The sequence below is a fragment of the Streptomyces laurentii genome (genome assembly GCF_040635425.1).
GTDB classification, from domain to species: domain Bacteria; phylum Actinomycetota; class Actinomycetes; order Streptomycetales; family Streptomycetaceae; genus Streptomyces; species Streptomyces laurentii.
On sequence record NZ_JBEYHT010000022.1, the window covers coordinates 80,778 to 101,412 of the forward strand.

Genomic DNA, 20,635 nt, shown 5'->3' on the forward strand with positions numbered 1-20,635 from the left:
CGACGGAGGCCCGGAACAGGCGTACGGAACAAGAGAGTCGTTGAAGCCGAGGGCTCAAGGGAAGGGATGCGGGGCCATCCGGATCTCCGCCTCGGTGAGGTCCGTGTCCCGGTGCCCGCCGCGCCGCAGCGCGGTGCGCAGCCGGGGCATGAGCACCGCCCGCTGCCGGTTCCAGCCGAAGTCGATCGGCAGCAGTCCCGGCACCACCATGGCCACCGTCCGCAGCCCCATCCGCTCCTGCTCCGGCGAGGTCTGGTCGACCACGATCACGTCGTGGCCCGCGCCGACGAGCGCGTCGCGCACCACCGCCACGTCGTCCCGCAGATCGCCGGTGCGCGGCCGGCCGTGCCCCTGCCAGTCCGCGTACACCTCGTCGAACGGGCGGGCCTGTGACGGCTCCAGGTAGCCGCGCGCGTACGACGCCATGCGCGGCAGCCCGTACAGCTGCGGATGGTCCTTCAGATGCCGTACGAGCCCGAAGTCGTCGGCCATCGCCTCGAGTTCGTCCCGCCGCTCGGCGGTCTGCCGGGTCAGGTGCGGGATGTAGCTGAGCACCTCCGACAGCGCTCCCTCGACCGCGGCGCGCGGATCCAGCGAGGCGGCGGCCGCGAACGACAGGGTGCCGGGCCCGCCGTCGCGCCGGACGCCGACCACCGTGACGGCCGGCACCGGCAGGTCGATCCGGTTGTCGAAGGCGTGCACGTCGTAGCCCTGGAGGGCGGCCCGCTCGACCATCGCGGCGGCCGTCGGGCTGCCGAGCGTCCCCAGGTCGATCCGGGGCAGCCGGGCCGCCCCGTACCAGCCGTTGAGGAACGAGTCGCGCTCGATCAGCTCCAGCAGCCCGCCGAGCACCGCCTCCTCCAGACAGCCGCCGATGGCGCAGCCGTTGGAGCACTCGAAGACGAAGTCGTCGCCGGCCAGCGGCGCGCTGTAGTAGACGAGACGCGACGGCACGAGGACGGGCCGCTCGTCGCGCAGCGACCAGCCCCACTCCCACGGGATCGGCTGAGCCGGGTCGAACGGCCGGACCAGCGGGTCGTCCCGGTATGTCTCCGGGCTGTACACCCCGCACTCCAGCGGGTCGACGGCGTCGGCGCCCAGCTCGTCGTACGCCGCGACGACCGGCGCCTGCCCGCCGCGCCGGTGCGTGCCCGCGTACCGCTCCAGGCCCTCCAGGAAGGCGAGCCGGCGGCTGGTGGCGAAGGAGTTCTCCTGCCCGCTCCAGGTGACGTCGTGCAGGCCCGCGTAGCCGCGGATGAACACGCTGCCGGCCACCGGCGCGGTCGTCGACGAGGTGACGTCCGTCCAGGTCGAGGCGCCCAGCGCGCCGCACACCGGATTGGCGAGCGCGTCCACCGGCATCGGGATCGCGAACGCGGAGCGCAGCCGGTAGCCGTCCGGGTCCGGCTTCGGCCGGGAGACGAGGCTCAGCGGCGCGACGTCCGCGGCCTCGGGCACCCGGGCGCCCGGACCGCAGTCCGGGCAGAGCGGATCGGCGAGCAGGGGGTACGTGCGGACCGTCAGGTTCCCCAGGTCGAGCCGGGTCACCTGGGGCAGGGCCCGGTCGGCCGGGTGCTCGGCGGGCGGTACCGGAAGCACCGCCGAACCGTCCAGAACCGCTTCGACCAGCGCGGTCACCGAGTCGTGGACGTGCGCGGGCAGCAGCGGCCAGGCGCCTGCCGGGCGCGGCCCGTCGAGGCCGCCGAGTTCCAGCGCGTCGCGTTCGCTGCGGCTGCGCAGCCGCTGCCAGCGCAGTGCGAGGCAGCGGCCGCAGGCCGGGGCGGTGCCGTCGCCGCCCCAGGGGCCGACGAGGACGGCCGAGGCGGTCAGATGCACCCGGGCCGCCGGTCGGTCGGCCGCCCACACGTCCGGCGCGTCGCCGTCCCCGCCGCGCGCGGCGACCGCGCCGACCGTCACCACCCGGGGCGCGCCGGCGCCGAACCGGCCCTCCAGGGTGGCCTGGAGGGCGGCGCGGGCCCGCTCCATGGGCTGGGCGAGCGGCCGGGGCGTGGTCGTCGTCATGACTTCTTCGTCCAGCGGAAGGTGCGTGCCGCGAGCACGCCGAAGATCGCCGCGAACACGACGAGCCCCAGACAGCCGATGCCGATGTCGGCGAGGTCGCCGCGGCCGGTCAGCGAGCCGGACACCGCGTCGTTGAGGTAGCGCAGCGGCAGCACCAGCGAGATCTTCTGCAGCCAGTCCGGCATCGAGTCCAGCGGGAAGAAGGAGCCGGACAGGAAGGCCATCGGCAGCATGATGAAGTTGGCGATGCCGGCCACCGACTCGGGGGTGTCGGCGATGCTGCCGATGGTCACCCCGAGCAGCAGGAAGCTGGTGATGCCGAGGATCAGGACGGGGATCAGCAGCGGCCAGCGGGACGCGGGCACCAGGCCGAAGCCCGGCAGCATCGCGACGCCCACGAACAGCACCGCCTGCGCGAGGCCGACGCCCAGCGCGAGCACGTACCGCGAGCCGATGACGGCGGACAGCGGCGCCGGGGACATCCGGATCATCCGCAGGATGTCGTCCGCCCGCCACTGCATCAGGGTGAAGCCGATGCCGAAGACGGCGGCGTTGGCGACACCCCAGGAGAGCACGCCGGACGCGGTGTACGACAGATACGAGAAGCCGCTCTCCTCGACGGCCTTGCCGCGGAAGACCAGGCCGAAGACGACGAGGAAGACCAGCGGGAAGGCGAAGGTGAAGAAGACGGTCGTCTTGTCCCGGACCTGGGCGCGGTAGCCCGCGGCGGTCAGGGCGGAGTAGGCGCTCATGCCTGCTGCTCCTGGTTGTTCGAGGCGTGCTGGGACGCGAGGGGGGACTGCCGGGCGGTGAGTTCGAGGTACACGTCCTCGAGGCTGGGGGTACGCGTCTGCACCCCGTCCAGGCCGCCCCGCGCGTCCAGCGCGGACAGCACCTGGCCGGTGGCGCGGGTCTCCAGGACGAGATGCCCGCCCTGCACCATCACCCCGTCCACGCCCGGCAGTTCGCGGGCCTGGTCCTCGTCGATCCGGCCGAGCGGGACGAGCAGCCGGCTGCTCGCGCCGAAGGTGTTGATGAGGTGCTGCGGCTCGTCGGTGACGACGAGCCGGCCCGCCACCAGGATGCCGACGCGGTCGCAGAGCGCCTCCGCCTCGTCCAGGTGATGGGTGGTGTAGACGATGGTGCGGCCCTCCGCCTTCAGATCCCGCAGCACCTCCCACAGATCGCGCCGGCCCTCCGGGTCGAGCGCGGCCGTCGGCTCGTCCAGGAAGATCAGCTCCGGCCCGTGCACCAGCGCGGACGCGATGGCGAGCCGCTGGCGCTGGCCGCCTGACAGGTTGTCGACCCGGATGTCGCGCATCTGGCCGAGGCCCACCGCCTCCAGGGTCTCGTCCACCGCCTTCGACGGCGCGCCGAACAGCGCGGCGACGGTCCGCAGATGCTCGTGGACGGTCTGCCGGACGAAGAACGCCGACGACTGGGTCTGCACGCCCATCCGCGGCAGCAGCGCGGTGTTGCGCGGCCACGGCGACTCGCCGAACACCGCGACCGAGCCGGACTCCGCCTTGCGCAGCCCTTCCATGATCTCCACCAGTGTGGACTTGCCGGCGCCGTTGGGGCCGAGCAGCCCGAAGAACTCGCCGCGCCGGATCGTCAGGGAGACCCCGTCGACGGCTTTGCGGTCGCCGTAGGTCTTGGTCACCGCGTCGACCGCGACGGCCGGCACGGCCACGGCATCCGTGGAGGGGGAGGGGGAGGTCATACGGGTACCTCATTCATGAGTTGCGTGTTCTTTCGCCGTCGGGAGGTCTGGGGGGTGGGCCTCGGGCCGTCGGGGGCGGCCGTCAGGGAAGGAGGGTCACCGGGTCACCGGATCACCAGCAGGACGACGGCCGTGGCGCTGCCGGCCACCGCGAGCAGGACGCAGCCGGCCGCCGTGACCGCGTAGGAGGTGTACACCCGGCGGGCCCGCGCGGGGTAGGCGGCGACCGCGTCCCGGCCGCCGCCGCGGCGCAGCAGCAGATAGGCGCGGGTCTCCGGGGCGAGCCCGACCGTGCCCACCAGATGGCTGAGGATGCGGTAGCCGTCCAGCGGCGGCAGCGGGACCAGGTTGCTCAGCGCCTGCACGATGCCGATGAACAGCGCCCCGGTGAGCGGCGGCCGGGCCGGGTCCGCCGGATCCAGCAGCGCCCACCACAGCGCGAACGGCAGCAGCAGCACCAGGTTGACGTGCGCGCCTGCCGCGGCCACCACCAGTTTCGCCCGAAGTCCGGGCAGGAACAGGTAGTTGTCGACCGTGCAGTACATCATCATCGTCGGGAAGCGCCAGCGCAGCCCGATTTCCGTGACGATTCCGCCGTAGCGGCGCGCGGAGATCCCGTGGGCGAGTTCGTGCAGACAGATGCTGAACCACAGGAAGATCGCGAACGGCACCAGCACCCAGGGGCGGATCACCAACTCCAGCATCCCGTCCCAGAACGCCGGAGGGTCGGCGAGCACCGCCACGATCATCGCCAACGAGGCCGCCACCAGCGGGATTTGAATCCACGGTCCCAGTATCGGGGACATGATCGCGTGCAGCCGCGACGCGGTCCGGTGGGCGTCGGACACCGTCCGGCGGGTGCCCTTCCAGAAAGTGTTGGCCGGGGCGGGCGGCGGCTCGGGCGGTGCCGGGTCCGGCGCCCCGGCCAGCAGCCCGCGGGTGCCGAGCAGCCCGAGCAGCCGGATCCACTGCTCGTCGGGCAGCCGGCGCCGGAACCGCTCCGCGTACGCCGTGACGACGGCGTCCTGGTCGCGGGTGCCGTCGAGCAGGCCGAGGACGAACCGCTCCCTCGGGCCGATCTCGAACGTGGCGCCGCTCACCGGGTGTTTGACCAGATGGACGGTGCGCGGGCCGCGCAGCACCGCCGGACCGATCAGGGCACCCGGGCGCATCTCCGGCCGGTAGCCGCGGACGGCGGCGGCCCGGTCGGCCGCGCTCGCCCCGGCGGCGGTCTTGGCGGTGCCGGGGGCCGCGGCGCTCCGCGCGCCCGCTCCCGGCCGGTCGGCGGCGGTCACGAGGCGTCCTGCCGTCTCGGCAGGGACTCGCGCAGCACCCGGCCCAGGACGAACGCCAGATACGCCTCGTCCCGGATCGTCACATGCAGCCGGTTGTTGGTCATGTGCATGTACGGGGAGAGCAGCCGCGGCAGCACCGCGTCCACCCGGGTCGCGGTCACCAGCGGGGCCGCCTCCGGATCCGCCGTGCGCTCCTGGCCGGTGTCCTCGCGCGCCGGACCGTCCCAGGCCGGGAACGCCAGCTGCCCGCGCTCGGTGAGGTCCACCACCCGGTCCTTCAGCTCCAGGCAGTGCTCGGCCCAGCCGCGCAGGAACTCCGGCAGCCGGGCCGGCTCGCGGCTCGCGACCGCCTCCCGCAGCTGCGCGAACCGGGCGCCGAGCGACGGCGCCATCTTCTCGTACGTCTGCTCGTACTCGGACGAGCCGATGAACCCGGTCCCCGGGAACAGCCGGTGCCAGAAGGCGTAGTACGAGTCGAGATAGTCGGCCAGCCGGTCCTCCTCGGGCAGGAAGCAGCTCGCCATCACCATCATCAGCTGCGCCGAGGTGCCGAGCAGCACCGTCCGCAGATGCAGGTTCATGCTCCGGTACGCCTCCAGGACCAGGTCGCTGGAGCGCCGGAAGTGCCACTCCGCCAGCTCCACCCCGGCCGGGCCGCCGTACTTGGCGTACTCGGGGGCGTAGACCTCGTACGAGAAGGAGTTGTTCGGCCGAAGGTTCATCTGGCCGTCCGGGCCCATGTACTTCTCCCGGTCCTCGCCCGGGAACTCGATGTCGAACAGCGAGTTGTAGAAGTCCTTGAGGAAGCCGGAGTCCACCTCGTACAGGGCGGGGCGGCTCTTGAGGAAGCCGTCGATGGCCTCCTCGGCGCGCCGGCGCACCCCGGCCTCGGCGTCCGGGCCGCTGGGGCGCAGCCGCAGCCGGATGTGCGGCCCCTCCAGCCAGTAGTTGATGAAGAAGTAGCCGTCGATCAGACCGTCCTCGGTGAGCCGGTCGACCAGCGGACGCACGCACTTCACGAGCAGCGGCTGCGGGTTGGCGGCGTAGAAGACGTGCAGCGCCAGCCAGGGGGAGGAGGCGCCGTCCGGGGCGGCCCGGAAGGCCGCGGGCTCGGTCAGTTCGGGCATGACGGGTCGACCTCCGGGCCGGACTGCGGGGAAGGGGACGGGGAAGGGGACGGGGAAGAGGAGGGGGAAGGGGTGCGGGTGGTGAAGGTCTCGACGGCGAGCTCGGCGACGTGCCGGCCGCGCTCCGAGGTGACGTGCAGGGCGTCCTCGGCGGGCAGCATCTCCCGGAAGGTCACCCGGGTGCCCGGGGTCCGCTCCACCAGCGCGTCGAACGAGGACAGCGAGAGCGGGCTGTCGAAGTCGACGTAGATCGGCTTGGCGCCGATCGGGCCCTGGCCGGGCCGGGCGACGGTGGCGAAGCACCGGTCGGCGAGCCCGTGGGTACGCCGCCAGCGCTGCCAGTCCAGGAAGAACACGGTGTCGTCCGCGCCCGCCCGCCGCACCGGGAGGACGTCGGCGAGCGCGGTCCAGGCGCGCCGGGCGACGACCACGGAGCCGTGCCGGACCCGGGGCCTGCGCGTCACCCCCTGCTCGGCCTCGCCCTCGGGCACGCCCGCCCACACGTCGAGGGCGGCCATGGTGCTGGGGGAGAGCAGGAGCAGGGTGCGGGGGATCGCGGGGAGCGCGATCGGCACCAGATAGCCCAGGTAGACGGGGACGACCTCGCGGCCGAGCCGGCGCGAGCGCAGCACCAGCCGGCCGGCCGCCTCGTCGTGCTCGACGTAGAGGTCGTCGAGGTCGATGCGGGCCTCGTCCGGCACGGTGGTCGTCTCGCCGGGGCAGACGATGTGGTGGTCGGTCAGCCGTCCGTGCAGGTTGAGGTTGCTGCTGACCGGGCCGCCGGTGACCTCCGCGAACACGGCGCCGTCCGGGCGCCGTTCGGCGATCTCCGCGCGCAGCGTGTCGGAGAACCCGGTGCCCTCGGCGGCCGTGTCCGACCCCGCGGCGTCGTACAGGTGGGTGAACCGGCTGAAGGGGAAGGCCAGTCCGCCGTACGACTTGTTGAGCACGGCGAGCTGCCCGCCGCCGTCCGGCCGGGACAGCTGGAGGTGATGGCTCTGCGGGACGAACCGCGCGCCGAGCGGGGCGAGTTCGCCGGCCGTACGGTCGAGCAGCGCGGCCGGCAGCTCGATCTCCTCGGCGTCCGGTGTCCCGGGCCGCTCCCACAGGGCGCGCACGCCGTCGTGGAAGTGGGTCCGGGCCCCGTCGAGGGCCTTCATCTCGCGCTGCCCGAGCCAGTTCTCCTCCGGGATGTACGCGCCGTTCTCGTCGAACGGGGCGCGCTTGGAGGTGAACGAGATGTACTGGTCGAAGAAGTCCTCGTGGAAGTCGTGGACCAGGCCGAGCAGGTCGTCGCAGCGTCCGCCCCGGCCGTACCGGGCGAGGAAGAAGCCCATGAGCGTGAGGCGTTGGGGGAGCGTCAGGTCGAACAGCGGCAGGGCGCCCTCGATGGCGCGCAGCGACCGGCCGGTCTCCCCGCTCAGCACGCCCGGTCCGCACGTCAGGTCGCCGCCCGTGTCGACGTCCTCGTACACGAGGGTCTGCGGCAGGGTCGGCTCGGCAGCGCCCAAGTCGGTCTGGGCGTCGAGGAGTCGGGTCCGGAGGGTACGGAGCAGGGTGCGGCACTCCGTGACGTCGGCGTGCGGGTAGCGGTCCAGGCACGCGGCCGGACCGTCCAGGGTGTCCGCGAGCTTCTCGGCCCACGGCGCGCCGAGGGAGCGCAGCGCGTCCTGGTAGGCGCGCAGCGGGTCGCCGCTGTGCACGTCGGTGCGCAGCAGCGGCACCTGCACCATGCCCACGTTCAGCAGCGCCGACGCGTACCGCTCGCACTCCTCCCGGCCGGCCCGGTGCTTCGTCTCCAGCCAGTCGACCAGATCCCGCAGGCGCACCGTCCCGTCCTGGCCGCCCAGCCACTCCAGGAGCCGGTCCAGGGTCCCGCTGCTGCGCAGGAAGAACAGCCGGTCGCGGACCGCGTCGAAGGTCACGGCCGCGCCGTCGTCGCCCGCGGTCGTCTCGTGGCGCACGTAACGGATCCGGTCGGCGTCCCGCTCCCAGCCCGGCGACAGCATCACCGGCAGGTCCTGGCGGCGCGTGTGGTCGGCGGTGATCAGCTCGGTGAGCCGGCTCAGCACCACCACGTTCAGCCGGACATGGCTCGTCCACTCGCCGGAGACGTCCAGCGCGGCCGAGTCGTCCGCCCCGCCGAGCGCCGTGCCGCCCGCGAACGAGGCGAGGCCGACGCCGGTGAAGGTGCTGAACGGGCTGGTCTTGCACGCCGTCCGGTAGAGGTAGGTGAGCGCCGAACGCTCGATCTTCCGCATCCGGTTGGCCGGCCGCGGGCTGGTGTCGTCCAGATACGCGTCGAGGCGTCCGTCCAGCGTCGGCGAGGCCAGCAGCAGCGCCCGCCGGATCCGGTCGTCGGCCAGCGCGCGGCGCAACACGCCCCGGCTCGCCTGGAGTTCACGGGCCAGCAACTCCGGTCCGGTGGCGACCAGTTCCGTGAGGCGGGCCCGGTCGCGCAGCCACGCGGCGGTGCGCGCGCCGGCCTCCGGGTCCCGCTCGGCCACCAGCCGCACGGCGGCCTCGGGGTCGGCCGGCCGCCGGTTGTTGAAGATCTGCCGGCGCAGGTTGAGCAGGCCGCGGCGGGCCGCCGCGTCGCCGGGCAGCTCGTCGGGGCCGGTGGTGGTCGCCTTGACCAGGGCGGCCAGCAGATCGCTGAGGTCGGCGCCGGCCGCGGCCAGGCGCTCCTCCTCGGCCAGCACCTCGTCGGCCCAGGCGCGGGTGCCGGGGCAGCGCAGCCCGTGCACGGTCTCGATGGGCAGCCCGGCCGCGCGCAGGACGAAGCGGTCGCCGGGCTCCCAGCGGGACCCGGCCCGGTCGGCGGATTCCGTGCCGGCCGGCCGGTTCTGGGGGTCGTCCCGGCGGTCGGGGGCGCCGGACGTCGTGGTTGTCATGGGGAAGTCCTCCGAGGCCGTCAGGCGATCTCGTGGTGGAAGTCGGCGGGCTCGGGCCGTTCGTGACCGAGGGGCATGATGAGCAGCGGGGCCTCGTCGCCGTCCATGAGCCCGAGACGCTCGGCGAACGACACGTTGTCGAAGCCCAGCGCCACGCCCGCGCCGACCCCGAGGGCGGCGGCGGCCGTGTAGAAGGTCTGCGAGACGGCGCCGGCGGTGCCGATGGCGAGCCGGTAGCCCCGGTCGCCGAGCGCGTCCAGGACGGCCGTGGTCCGCACGGTCGGCACCAGGACCGCGCCGGCCTGCTCCAGGTTGTAGTTGGCCAGGAAGTAGTTGTCCTGCAGGAACACGCCCTGCGGACCGGCCTCGACCAGGCGCAGGTCGCCGCGGTCCGGGTCGTAGGTGTAGGCGCCCCGCGCGATGCCCTCGACGTGGTTGACGAAGACGTGGACACGGGCGAGCCGGACCGCGCCCTCCGGGTCGGTGTCGCCGGCCAGCCGGGTGGCCGCGCATGCCGCGAGGACCGTCGACAGGTCCCGCGCGGACAGCTTCGTCCGGCTGTCGAACCGGCCGAAGCTGGACCGGCGGCGGCGCAGGGACTGGCGGGTGCCGGCGGCGGGCGCGGCGGGGGCCGGCAGTTCCACCCGCTCGCCGCCGCCGTCGTCCACCGGGGCCGCGGCGGCGGCCAGGGCGCCGGGCGCGGGACGCTCGGCGGCGCCCGCGAGGGTCGCCGCGTGCATGTCCCGTACCGTCACGAAGTCCAGCAGCGTACGGGAGCGTTCGACGTCCCGGTGCGCGACGGCGGGCCGGTGCTCCGGGTCCGTGCCGGCCGGTGCGGGACGCGCGCCGCGCGGCCCGTCCCAGTGCAGCGGCACGACGGCGAACACCGCCTCCTCCTCGCCCGGCACGCCGAGGAGTCCGTTCAGGACGGGCTCGTCGAACCACATCACGGGCGCGATCCGCAGCCCCCGGGCCGCGGCCCAGATCCGCCAGGTCTGCACCAGGGTGCCGATGTCGGTGGAGACCACGTGGAAGCAGAAGCTGTTGTACTTGAAGGAGTTCTGCCAGTACTTGACGCCGAGGATCAGGTACTGGTCGGCGTTCCGGGCCTCGGCGGGCGCGTCCGGGCCCAGGGCCGCGCGCACCCGCTCGGTGACGTCGCCGGTGAGCAGCCGCTGGAGGGCGTGCCGGTGGAGGTCGTAGTAGTGCAGGCCGGGCGTGAGCGGGCCGGAGGGGCCGGACGCCCAGTGGATGCTCACGGGGTAGAGGCCGCCGCCGCCCGCGGTGCCGCGCGACCAGTTGGCGTGCGTGTAGAACGGCAGGCCGGGCAGGTCGGTGTTGGCCTGGATGCCGAGCCGGCGTCCGGTCAGCCCGTACGAGTCCTTCAGCATCGCCGACAGCAGCCGCAGGCTGAAGCCGGCCGGGACCCGGGCGGGGCCCGTGCCGTCGGCGCCCGGGAGCACGCCCGGCAGCAGGCCCGGCGCGATCGGGACGTCGGGCAGGTCCTCGGTGTCCGGCAGGGCGAACGCCTCGGCGTGCGGGTAGTACTTGCCCTTGCGCGGGCCGTCGTCCCAGTTCACGACATGGTCGGTGGGCTCCATCGGGACGCGGCCGCGATGCAGGATGGCCTGCGCGTACTCATGGGCGTACCCCATGGGCTCCCCCTTTCCTCGGTTCATGGCGCGCTCGCGCCGTGGTGCGGACGGATGGCCGGACGGGCGGCCGGAGGGTGGCCGGCCACGAGGCCGGCCGGTGGGCGGTCACGGGAACGGATGCGGTCCTGGGTTCAGATCGGCCTCGGTCAGGTCGTCCGGCCGCAGCCCCGCCGCGCGCAGCGCGGTACGCATCCGGGGCATGTGCCGGGCGCGCTGCCGCGTCCAGCCGAAGTCGAGCGGCAGCAGACCGGGCACCAGCACCTTCACCGTGTGCAGGCCCAGGGCCCGCTGTTCGGGCGTGGTCTGGTCGACGACGACCACGTCGAATCCGGCCGAGGTGACGGCCTCGACCGCGGCGAGCAGGTCGTCCCGTACGTCCGGACCGGAGCCGTCGGCCCGCTCCCAGCGCAGATCGGCGACGGCGAGCGGCGCCGGGGGATCGGACCGCCGGAGCAGGAAGTCGGCGTGCCGGCCCATCTCCGGGACGGCGTAGACCAGCGGATGGTCGTGCAGGCTGGTGATCTTCGTGAAGTCCGCGGCCATCGCCCGGTAGTCGGCCTCGTCCCGCTCGAACCGCTGGAGCAGCTGCACCGAGTCCGTGGCGATCTCGCAGAGCGCCGCGGCGAGCGCCGCCTCCGGGTCCAGGGAGGCCCCGGCGCCGAAGCACATCCGGGCCGTGCCACCGTCGAAGCGCTCGGCGACCCCGGTCACCACGGGCACCGGGAAACCGATCCGGGTGTCGAAGAACCGGGCCCGGTAGCCGTACATGGCCATCCGCTCCACCATGACCCGCGTGAGCGGGTCGGTGCTGGTCGCCGGGTCGATCTCGGTCAGCGGCTGCATGCCGTGCCAGGCGAGCAGGAACGCGTCCCGCTCCAGGACCTCCATCAGGCCGCTGAGTACGGCCTCCTCCAGACTGCCCCCGGAGGCACAGCCGTTGGAGCTCTCCTGGACGAACCGGTGCTCGATCCCCGGCTTGTGGTAGTACGCGAGGATCTCCGGTACGGCGCGGGGGCGGCCGTCGCGCAGCGACCAGCCCCACACCCACGGCACCTCGCGGCCCGAAGTGAACGGCGGCACCCACGGGTTGGCCCGGTGGAAATCGTCCGTGTACAGCCCGGTCTCGCGCGGGTCGACGGCGTCCGGGCCGAGTTCGTCGAGCGACGCGGTCAGGGTGACCGCCCGCCCCCGGGCCCGCATCCCGGCGAACCGCTCCAGGCCCTCCAGGACACCGATCAGGGTGCTGGAACGGTACGTGTCGGCGTGCCCGCCCCAGAACGTCTCGCGCAGGTACTCGCCCGAACGGCTGGAGAAGCAGCCGACGGTGGCGGAGGTCGTCGGCGACGTCACGTCGCACACCACCGACGAACCGACGGCGCCCCAGTGCGGGTTGGCGAACGCGTCCACCGGCAGCCCGTACGACTCCACGTGCCGCACCCGGCTGACGCCCGGCCGGTACTTCGGCGCGGGCCGCAGCGCGAGCGCGGCCGCCTCCGCCGTCAGCGGCTCGGGCGTCCCGCAGGACGGACAGTCCGGCTCGGGCACCACGGGGTGGTGGCGGACCGTCAGCGACTCCAGGTCCACCAGCCACACGTCCGGGAACGGCTCCCGGCCGTCCGGAGGAGCGGCGGCGAGCCGGGCGATGAGCGCGGCCACCGCCTGGGCTGCGAACGGGACGTGGTACGGCCAGGGCCCGGCCTCCCGGGTCCGGCCGCGCAGCTCGATGCCCTCCCGCAGACCGACCGAGCGCACGCCCTGCCAGCGGCGTCCCAGGCACACGGCGCAGCCGGCCCGGCCCGCCACCGGCCAGGGACCGACCATGACCTGACGGCCGTACAGCCGCACGGGCAGCACCGGCTCGACGGGATCAGAGCCGGGACCAGAGCCGGGACGACCAGAGCCGGAACCGGAAGCGGAACCGGAAGGGGCATCGGGACCGCTGAAGCCGGCGGGCCCCGCCGGGGCGGCGAACGCGTCGCTCACCCCGAGGGCCGCGACCTCGATGTCCGGGAGCCCGGGCCCGGGCAGGTGCGCCAAGGCCTGCCGCAGTTCGGCGGCGAAGCGACGGCACGCCTCGGCGCGCGGCGCGGCGGCCCCGTCGACCGGGGCCGCGGCCACCTCAGCGGTCATCGTCGGCCACCTTGGTCAGCAGCACCCGTACGGTGTGGATCCCGGCGGCCGGCAGGTCGGCGCCGTGCGTGGGAACGACGAACGCGTCCCGCCCCGCGGCCCCGAGCCGCTCCAGGACATCGGCCCACGTCGCCGCCGCGGGGGACTCGGCGGGCTCGTCCGACTCCGTCACCGCCACCAGGAACGGGTCGAGGTCGACGAGCAGCGTGTCTCCGGTGTCGGGGGTGCCCAGTACGCCCTCCGCGGCGAGCTGCGCCGTCCCGAGCAGGTCGCGCAGCGCGTCGGTGACCGCGGCCGGCCGGCCGAGCGCGGCGCCGACGGCCCAGTGGGACGTACCGGCCACGTGGTCGGCGGTGTCCGTGGCCACCCGGGTCCGGGCGAGCACCACGGACACCCCGCTGTGCGACTCCTCACCGAGGTCGAGGAGTTCGATGCCGAACCCCAGGTGCCCGGCGGAACGCAGCAGGAACGTCACCTCGGGCGCGTCCGCGAACAGCTCCGGCGCCAGCACCGTCGTACGCCCGGCCCCGCGTACCGCCCGCAGCAGCGCGTCGTACCCGAGCGCGGAGAGCAGCCCCGCCGCCGCGGCCTCGGGCAGCCCGCCGCCCGCGCCGGCCCCGGCCCGCGACGGCTCGAACCGGCGGTCCTGGTTGTCCGGGCCGAACGGCCGTACCGCACCCGCCGGGACCCGGTGCGCCTCCTTCGTCAGCAGCGACGTCGCCGCCAGCCACACGGCCACCGGGTCGCCGCCCGCGCCGGTCGCCGTGACCAGCGCCGCCGGCTCGACCCGCGGCAGCGCCCCGGCCGTGTCGTCATGCTCCGCGGGCAGCGGCACGGCGGGGACGACACGCTCGGCGTACACCGTGGCGGCGGTGTCCAGGGCGCGCAGCCGGGCGCCCGCCGTGTGCTGCACGTCGAAGGCCGTGACGGTACGCCGCCCCGCCCCGCCCAGGCCCAGCTCCACGGCCCCGACCTTCAGCGGCGTCTGGGTGACCGGCTCGTCCGCGTACCGGGTGAACACGCCGACGGACGGGCGCAGCGCGAGCGAACGGCGGTCCAGCTCGGCGAGCGGCCCCTCGGTCGCGTCGTCATCCGGGGCGGCGGCGACCACCGGCTGGAAGACCGGCCGCTCGGGCGCCTCGGCCAGGTCGACCGGCTCCGGCGTACCGGCCGCCGTCGCGCAGAACGGGCAGCGCGGGTGCGGCAGCAGCCGCTCCGCGAGCACGTCGAACGAGGCCATGTCCTGGATCAGCACCTGGCCCCGGGTCTCGGCCGGCAGCGCCTCGGTGACCAGGCGGAACACCTCGTAGCCGAGCAGGTTGCCCAGCATCGCGGCGAGCGGGCCGCGCGGCGCGGCCGCCGCCGTCGAACCCAGCGCGAGACCGCTCCACAGCTCCGCCGCCTCGGCCGCGTCACCGGTCGCGCCGAGCCGCAGCGCGGCGCACGCCGCGCAGGCCGGGGAGCCCGCGCCGCTGACCGGACCGACCACGGCCCGGCCGCCGAACGTCCAGGCGGGCAGCAGCAGCCGGCCCTCCGGCACGCCCTCGCCGAGCAGGGCGAGCGTGGTCCGCAGCGCGTCGCGGCCGCCCGCGGCCACCACAACGTCGTATCCCTCGTACGCGGCCCAGCCGCCCGTGCCGCCGACGCCGACGAAGGAACCGAAGACGGAACCGGAAGCCGAAGCGGAACGGGTCTCCGGCAGGACCACGACCTCGGTCGGGCAGCCCTGCGCGGAGAGTTCCGCCGCCTCGGCGTGCAGCGCGGCGAAGTCCTCCGCCGTGGCGGGGTTCTCGGTCAGCGCGGCCTCCACGGCGACGGCGGCGCAGCCGTTGCGCAGCAGGGACTGCGCGCACCAGCGGGCGACCGGACCGTCGCCGAGCACGGCGACCCGGGTGCCCCGGAAGGCGGCGAAGCGGCCCTCGGCACCGTCGGCGTAGTGGTCGAGGTAGCCGATCTGCTCGGCGAACCGCTCGGCGACCGCCTCGTCCAAGGCGGCCTCCGTACCCGCCTCGGCGGGCGCTTGCACCGGACGGGCGAACCCGCGGGCGTACAGCGCCTGCACCAGGCCGCCGACCATCGCTTTCTGCGGCTCGCCGAAGCCGGTGCAGATCTCGGCCACGGTCCTGCGCCCGTTGAAGTGCGGGACGAGCAGCGTGGCGACCTTGTAGGCGCTCGGTGAGCTGAACTGGAAGCCGCCGTCGGCGTTGTGGAAGATGACGCCCTTCGGCGTCTCGGTGAACAGGACGTCGCGGCGCACCCGGGGACGGGTGCCGGCGGTCTCCTCGTACGGCGTCGTGGACATGCGGGGGTCGCACCTCCGGATCGGGGCCTGTCGGCCGCGTGGATCTGAGAACAGGAGAACAAGGGAGAGCAAGGAAGAACGGGGGAGTGCTGGGGTGGAGCATCCGGCGCCCCGTCGCACGGAGGGCTCGTGGTGGTCCAGGGGCATGGGACACGGAGGAGCCGGACGGGGAACAGAGATGTCAGGGGGATCGAAGGGATCAAAGGGAACGGTGAGATCAGCGGGGGACGTGGTGCTGATGTGACGGGAGAGGCGGTGGGGACGGGAGTCGGGGGCGTGCGTCAGCGTGGGTCGGACCCGGCACGGAACGGGCCGGCCCCGGAGCGGGCAGGGAACGAGCGGTTACGGGAAGGGGAGCCGGTCCCGCGACGGTCAGGTGGCTCCCGAGGGCAAGGCGCGCCTCGCCGTCGCGGTCACGGCCCGGGGGACCTCGTCCCCGGTACGGGCGGTCCGGCGCAGCGCGTGGGCGCGGAACAGCTCGTTCATCCGCAGGGTCCCCGGCTGGTCGTCCTCCAGGAGCCCGTGGTCGAGCAGCCGTTCCAGCAGCTCCTCGGCCTCCGTCTCGGGGATCGCGAGCGCCCCGGCGGTGGCCGGCGCGGTGATCCGGCCGTGCAGCCGGGCCAGCCGCAGATGGGCGTCGGCCAGCGGCGCGGGCAGGCGGCGCAGCGCGCCGTCGAGGGCCAGCGGCACCGACATCCGGGGGTCGTCGGGCAGCGCGAGCCGGGCGGGCAGGTCGCGCCGGAGCCACTCCGCGTAGTCGGCGAGCCGTGTCCGGGGCCGGGTGAGCAGCCGGGCCGCGACGATCCGCAGCGCGAGCGGGACGTGTCCGCACAGCTCGGCGAGGGTCCGCGCGGCGGCGGCCTCGGCCGCCACCCGTTCCCGGCCGAGGACGGCGGTGAGCAGCGCGTCGGACTCCCGCGGGGACAGCGCGCCGAGCTGGACCACCGCCGGGCCGTGGGTGGCGACCAGCGCGGCGAGTCCCAGCCGGCTGGTCACGATGACGGCGCCGGGTCCGGTCGCGTCGAGCAGGTCGCGTACCTGGTCCGGGTGGACCACGTCGTCGAGGATCACCAGACACGGTGCGCCGCCGTCCCGGCAGCGCAGGAGCGCGCGCAGGGCGGCCGCCGCGTCGGCGGCGGGGCGGGGCGCGCCGTCGGGCCCGCTCATCGGGAGGAGGACCGCGCCCCCGGGGTAGCGGTCGGCGACCAGGTGCGCGGCGTGCAGGGCGAGGGCGGTCTTGCCCATGCCGGGGCCGCCGGAGACCAGTGCGAGCAGCGGAGCGGTCCCGCCCGTACCGACGCCCGCACCGACGTCCGCGCCGCCGAGGTGGGCGACCAGGTCGGCGGTCTCGCGGCAGCGGCCGGTGAAGCCGGGGACGTGCGGGAGCCGGGGCACGGGGGCCGGGCCGCGCTCGGCCGGCGCGCCGGCGGCGGACCCGCCCTTCGCGGACACGGGACTGTCGGGGGAGGGGTGTTCGGCCGCGGCGACCGTCGGAGCCGGGGCCGGGGCCGGGGCCGGAGCCGTGGCCGGGGTCGGAGTCCCGTCGGTGTCGGCGTCCGTGAACGGCCCGGGGGCGGACGGGCGTACGGCCGGCTCCAGGGCCACGGCCGCCGGGGCCGCGGGCTCGATCTCCGGTCCGCGCGGCTCGTCGCCGCGCAGGATGGCCAGCTCCAGCCGCTGGAGCTCCGCGCCCGGGTCGACGCCGAGTTCGTCCCGGAGATGCGTGCGGATCCGGCGGTACTCGGCCAGCGCCTCGTTCTGGCGCCCGACCCGGTACAGCGCGCGCATCAACTGGGCGGTGAGTCCCTCGTGTTGGGGGTGGGCGCGGGTGGCCTCCCAGAGGTCCACCAGGACTTCGCGGCCCCGTCCGCGGGCCAGTTGGATCTCGCAGACGCGTTCCACCACCCGGAGCCGTTCCTCGACCAGGCGGGGCACCTCGTCGCGGTGCAGCAGCTCGGAGGGGACGTTGGTGAGCAGGGGGCCGCGCCACAGCCCGAGGGCCTTACGCAGCAAGGGGAGTTCGGTCTCCCCCGCGCCGTCCGCGCGGGCGGCGAGCCGGCGGAAGCGCAGGAGGTCCAGGGTGTCGTGGTCGGCGGGGACGAGGTAGCCGCCGGCGACCGCGACCACCGCCTGTTCCTCGATGTCGTACTTCGCGAAGAGCCGTCTCAGACGCAGGACGCAGCTCTGCAGCGCGGCCTTGGCCGTGGCGGGCTGTTCCTCACCCCAGACGGCCTGGCGCAGCCGGGAGGTCGGGACCACCTCGCCCGGCCGGACCAGCAGGGCGGCCAGCAGGGACGTCGGCTTGGACGGTGGCAGGACGACCATGTCGCGTCCGTCGGTGATGCTGAGCGGACCGAGCAACTGGAAGCGCACTGAGTTCCCCTCGTCTACCGTCGGACGCCTGTGGATGGACCGGCGCACCGCCGCGTGCCCCTGGTCGGGAGGCGCGCGGGCATGACGGAGCCTCTGTGAAGCGGACTTCACAAATCCGTTCTGTCGTGTGGTCGAGGTGAGTGTCTACTGGCGTAGATTCCCGGTCAAGGGGGTCCGCGCAGGCGAATGACGGGGTCCACGAGGCGGTTTGACGGCCGGTCACACGGGGTGCGCCATCGCTTTCGCAAGTGGTGGCCGGATTTCGCGCGCCGTGTCCGAACGGGCTTCATGCGCGGGTGGGTTGGCGGTGGCGAACCGTTCCCCGGACGTTGCGGTGGACTTCATTCCACATGGCCGCGGGCACGCCGAGGGCCCGTCCGGCGCCGTCTCCTTCGAAGAGGAGAGGTCCGGACGGGCGCTGCTGCACCGACCGTCGGGTTCGGGTCAGGCGGAGCAGGAGGTGGTGCTGCAGGTGGAGCTGGAGGTGGAGGTGGAGCTGGTGCTCGTGCAGCCGGCGAGCACGACCTCGCTGGCCTCCGAGTAGTCGGAGATCTCGAAGGTCTCGGCCTCCAGCGCGAGGATCTCGTCAGCGAGGGTGCTCAGTTCCTTGTCCATGATGTCTCCCGAGGTCGAAGCGAATCGTTTCCCGGCACCCGAGGGCGCCGGTGCGGAACCATTCCAGCGGCACCCGCTCACCGTTCGGCACGTCTTCCGCTGGCATTCCGCTGACACGCTGTGCCAGCGGGCTGCCGGAGATGACAGAAGCCCAGGTGAGGGGGCCGGAAAGGCGATGCGGGCCGGCCCGCACGGCCGACTATCGTGGCGGCATGCGACGAACCGACATCACCGGGGACGACGGCGTCTGGACGGGTGTGTCCGTGGAGGTACGGGCGCCCCGCCGGCCCGGCCTGTGCCTGTTCGCCGCCGAACGGCGCCTGCTGCTCACCCAGGAATCGCGGCCCGTCCTGCTCGCCGAGGTCGACGCCGACCACTGCGGGGTGGAGTTCCGGCGTACGGACGCCTACCGCTCCTTCGTCCCGCCGCTGCGGGCCGACACGGCGCGGAACCTGGCCGGCCGCCCGGACCGCTGGGCCCACCGCCTTCTGCCGTATCTGCTCGGGACTCCGGGCGGTCCGCTGCACGAGGGCCGGTGGCTGCTCTCGGCCGAGAGCCCCCTCCTGCGCGGGAAAGAGGGCAGCGGACCGTGGGGGGAGTACCTCGACTCGCTGCTCGTCGAAGGCCACCCGGACGGCTACGTCGACTGGTTCGTACACAACGGCTCGTGGGAGATCCTGCCGCTGCGCCCGATGCCCGCCGCGGACGACAGCCGCGTCAAGGCGTACCGCAAGCAGGCCCGAGAAGGGACGCTCCCGCCCGTCCTGCTGTGGTGGGTGAGCGGCCTCGACTGCAGCCTGATCCTGGACGGTCACGCGCGCCTCGCCGCGGCGATCGCCGCGTCCGTCGCGCCATCGATGCTGCAACTGATCCGCACCGCGCCCGAGGACGAGGTGGCCGAGGGGACCGAACGGGCGGTGCGGGGGTACGAGGAAGAGCTGGCCCGCTTCGCCGAACTGCGCGCCCGCCACGGAGCTTTGGTTCCCGACGGCGCCGCCCTGGCCGGCCCGCCCTTGGCCCGCCGCCTCCGCGACCTGGACACGGGCCGCCGTCCCGCCTGGGCCTGGCCGCTGGAGGGCGGAGAGGCCGAGTGGCGCGCTCTGGCCGACCAGGTCGCACACGAGGCGACCGACGGGAGCCGGCCGGCGGGCTGATCCCGCGCGACAGCGGATCGCGACCCTGGCGGTGCGTTCGGCGCGGCGGTCGTACGATGCCGCTGGAATGATCAGTTCCGTGTAGCCGCGCGTCGTCGCGGCCACGCACCCCATCGCCGAAAGAACCGCAGCACCTACATGCCCGCCCTCCCCCGCACCCCCGCCCCTTCGCCGTCCTCCGCCCAGCCGACCCGCTGGTGGCGCACGAACCCCGCCCGCGTCGGAGCCATCGTGGCGGTCCCCCTGCTCGGCGCCCTGGACGAGCGGGTGGGCTTCGTGGCCCTCGTCGCCGCCCTCGTGATGCTGTGGCGCGGCAACCCGTGGCCGAAGGGCGGCAAGATCTTCGCCACGATCGCCGCGATGGCACTGCTCGGAGCGGTCATCCCGAACCCGTCCACGTCCGAGACCGGAACGGCGGCCCCCGCGGGCAAGGACGCGCGGCCGGCCAGGACCGTCCCCTCGTTCGGCGCATCCACGCCGACGGCGTCGCCGACCGCGCGGACGGAGAAGATGACCGACTTCCTCGGCGAGCGTCTCGACATCGCCTTCTCGCGCTCCCGTAAGCGTGGTTACGAGGTGGCCTCTCACGACGCCTCCGGCGAGCGGCGGGACGTGTCCGCCCGTTCCCTGTGGAAGGTCTGCTTCCAGCAGCCGGCGCCCGGCACCGTCGTCGAGAACAGCGCCGAGTTCGGTGTTGAGTTCGGCGTCGTCCGGACCGCGGAGCCCTGCCCGGCCCGGGAAGGGGAGGCGGTGCCGTGGCCCAAGATGCCCGACCTGATCGGGAAGACCTGGCCCACCGCCCGTGCGGCCGTCGTCGCTCTCGGTGTGCCCGAACGGCGCGTGCACCCCGAGGCCGCCTACGCCAACGACCTGCTGCCCGACGCCGGCGAGTACGACGACTGGCGCGTCTGCCGGCAGGACCCGGCCAAGGACGCCGAAGTGCGCGAGGACACCTGGCTGGTGACGCTGTCCCTGTCCTCGCCCGAGAACGGCTGCCCCGACTCCGACCGCGGCCAGGCCGTCTACCTCCCGGACCGGGACGGTGACGGCGACCCCGACTACCACGACCCGTACCCGCGCGACCGGAACCGCGACACCACGTTCCCCCACGGCCGTCCCCACACGGGCTCGGGCGACTCCGGAAGCTCCTCGGACGGCGACTCGGACCACCGCGGCTGGAGCCCCTGCCGCCACACCCGCTGGTGCTGACCACCGAGACCGCGCGGCTCATGTGACGGCGGCTGATCACGCGTGCGGCGCTGCCAGGCCGGCCCAGGGGAGGAACCGGCCGAGCAACTGCCGCCCCGGCCGCACCACAGCGCACTCGGAATCCGCGATCATCCCC

General features: G+C 74.3%; 13 protein-coding genes. 2 read left to right on the forward strand and 11 right to left on the reverse strand.

From position 1 onward, the window contains the following. Positions 1-54: 54 nt before the first annotated feature. From ABZ693_RS16580 to ABZ693_RS16630, 11 genes are all read right to left on the reverse strand, one after another. The gene (locus ABZ693_RS16580; protein WP_359877151.1) at positions 55-2,022 is read right to left on the reverse strand and encodes a TOMM precursor leader peptide-binding protein; all 1,968 of its coding nucleotides are present in this window, start codon (positions 2,020-2,022) and stop codon (positions 55-57) included. After that, the gene (locus ABZ693_RS16585; RefSeq protein ID WP_359877153.1) at positions 2,019-2,774 is read right to left on the reverse strand and encodes an ABC transporter permease; all 756 of its coding nucleotides are present in this window, start codon (positions 2,772-2,774) and stop codon (positions 2,019-2,021) included. Before ABZ693_RS16585 ends, ABZ693_RS16580 begins: the two co-directional genes overlap by 4 nt. Then, positions 2,771-3,745, reverse strand: coding sequence for an ABC transporter ATP-binding protein (locus tag ABZ693_RS16590; protein WP_359877156.1), 975 nt, complete (start codon positions 3,743-3,745; stop codon positions 2,771-2,773). The genes ABZ693_RS16585 and ABZ693_RS16590 overlap by 4 nt, the downstream gene beginning before the upstream one ends. A gap of 104 nt (positions 3,746-3,849) precedes the next feature. Further along, entirely contained in the window at positions 3,850-5,040 is a 1,191-nt protein-coding gene (locus tag ABZ693_RS16595) for a metalloprotease (RefSeq protein ID WP_359877159.1), read from the reverse strand. Further along, positions 5,037-6,167 (reverse strand): lantibiotic dehydratase C-terminal domain-containing protein, encoded by a 1,131-nt coding sequence (locus ABZ693_RS16600; protein WP_359877161.1) that lies wholly within the window; start codon positions 6,165-6,167, stop codon positions 5,037-5,039. The genes ABZ693_RS16595 and ABZ693_RS16600 overlap by 4 nt, the downstream gene beginning before the upstream one ends. After that, positions 6,155-9,061, reverse strand: coding sequence for a lantibiotic dehydratase (locus tag ABZ693_RS16605; protein ID WP_359877163.1), 2,907 nt, complete (start codon positions 9,059-9,061; stop codon positions 6,155-6,157). The genes ABZ693_RS16600 and ABZ693_RS16605 overlap by 13 nt, the downstream gene beginning before the upstream one ends. 20 nt (positions 9,062-9,081) lie before the next feature. Next, complete coding sequence (locus ABZ693_RS16610) at positions 9,082-10,716, reverse strand: nitroreductase family protein (RefSeq protein WP_359877166.1); 1,635 nt, start codon at positions 10,714-10,716, stop codon at positions 9,082-9,084. A 105-nt stretch (positions 10,717-10,821) separates the two neighbouring features. Next, the gene (locus ABZ693_RS16615) at positions 10,822-12,846 is read right to left on the reverse strand and encodes a TOMM precursor leader peptide-binding protein (protein WP_359877168.1); all 2,025 of its coding nucleotides are present in this window, start codon (positions 12,844-12,846) and stop codon (positions 10,822-10,824) included. Then, a complete protein-coding gene (locus ABZ693_RS16620) occupies positions 12,836-15,148 on the reverse strand; it encodes a TOMM precursor leader peptide-binding protein (RefSeq protein WP_359877171.1) in 2,313 nt (770 codons plus the stop codon). Before ABZ693_RS16620 ends, ABZ693_RS16615 begins: the two co-directional genes overlap by 11 nt. A gap of 372 nt (positions 15,149-15,520) precedes the next feature. Continuing rightward, positions 15,521-17,521 carry an AfsR/SARP family transcriptional regulator gene (locus ABZ693_RS16625; RefSeq protein ID WP_359877173.1) on the reverse strand — a complete coding sequence of 667 codons (2,001 nt, stop codon included), beginning with the start codon at positions 17,519-17,521 and terminating at the stop codon, positions 15,521-15,523. Positions 17,522-17,965: 444 nt separating this feature from the next. Continuing rightward, positions 17,966-18,136 (reverse strand): thiazolylpeptide-type bacteriocin, encoded by a 171-nt coding sequence (locus ABZ693_RS16630; protein WP_359877176.1) that lies wholly within the window; start codon positions 18,134-18,136, stop codon positions 17,966-17,968. A gap of 212 nt (positions 18,137-18,348) precedes the next feature. Between ABZ693_RS16630 and ABZ693_RS16635 the strand changes: the two genes are divergently transcribed. Together ABZ693_RS16635 and ABZ693_RS16640 are read left to right on the forward strand one after the other, a co-directional pair. After that, on the forward strand, positions 18,349-19,290 hold the full coding sequence (locus tag ABZ693_RS16635) for a hypothetical protein (protein ID WP_359877179.1): 942 nt from the start codon (positions 18,349-18,351) through the stop codon (positions 19,288-19,290). Positions 19,291-19,428: 138 nt separating this feature from the next. Beyond that, entirely contained in the window at positions 19,429-20,499 is a 1,071-nt protein-coding gene (locus ABZ693_RS16640) for a PASTA domain-containing protein (RefSeq protein WP_359877182.1), read from the forward strand. Positions 20,500-20,635 lie beyond the last annotated feature (136 nt).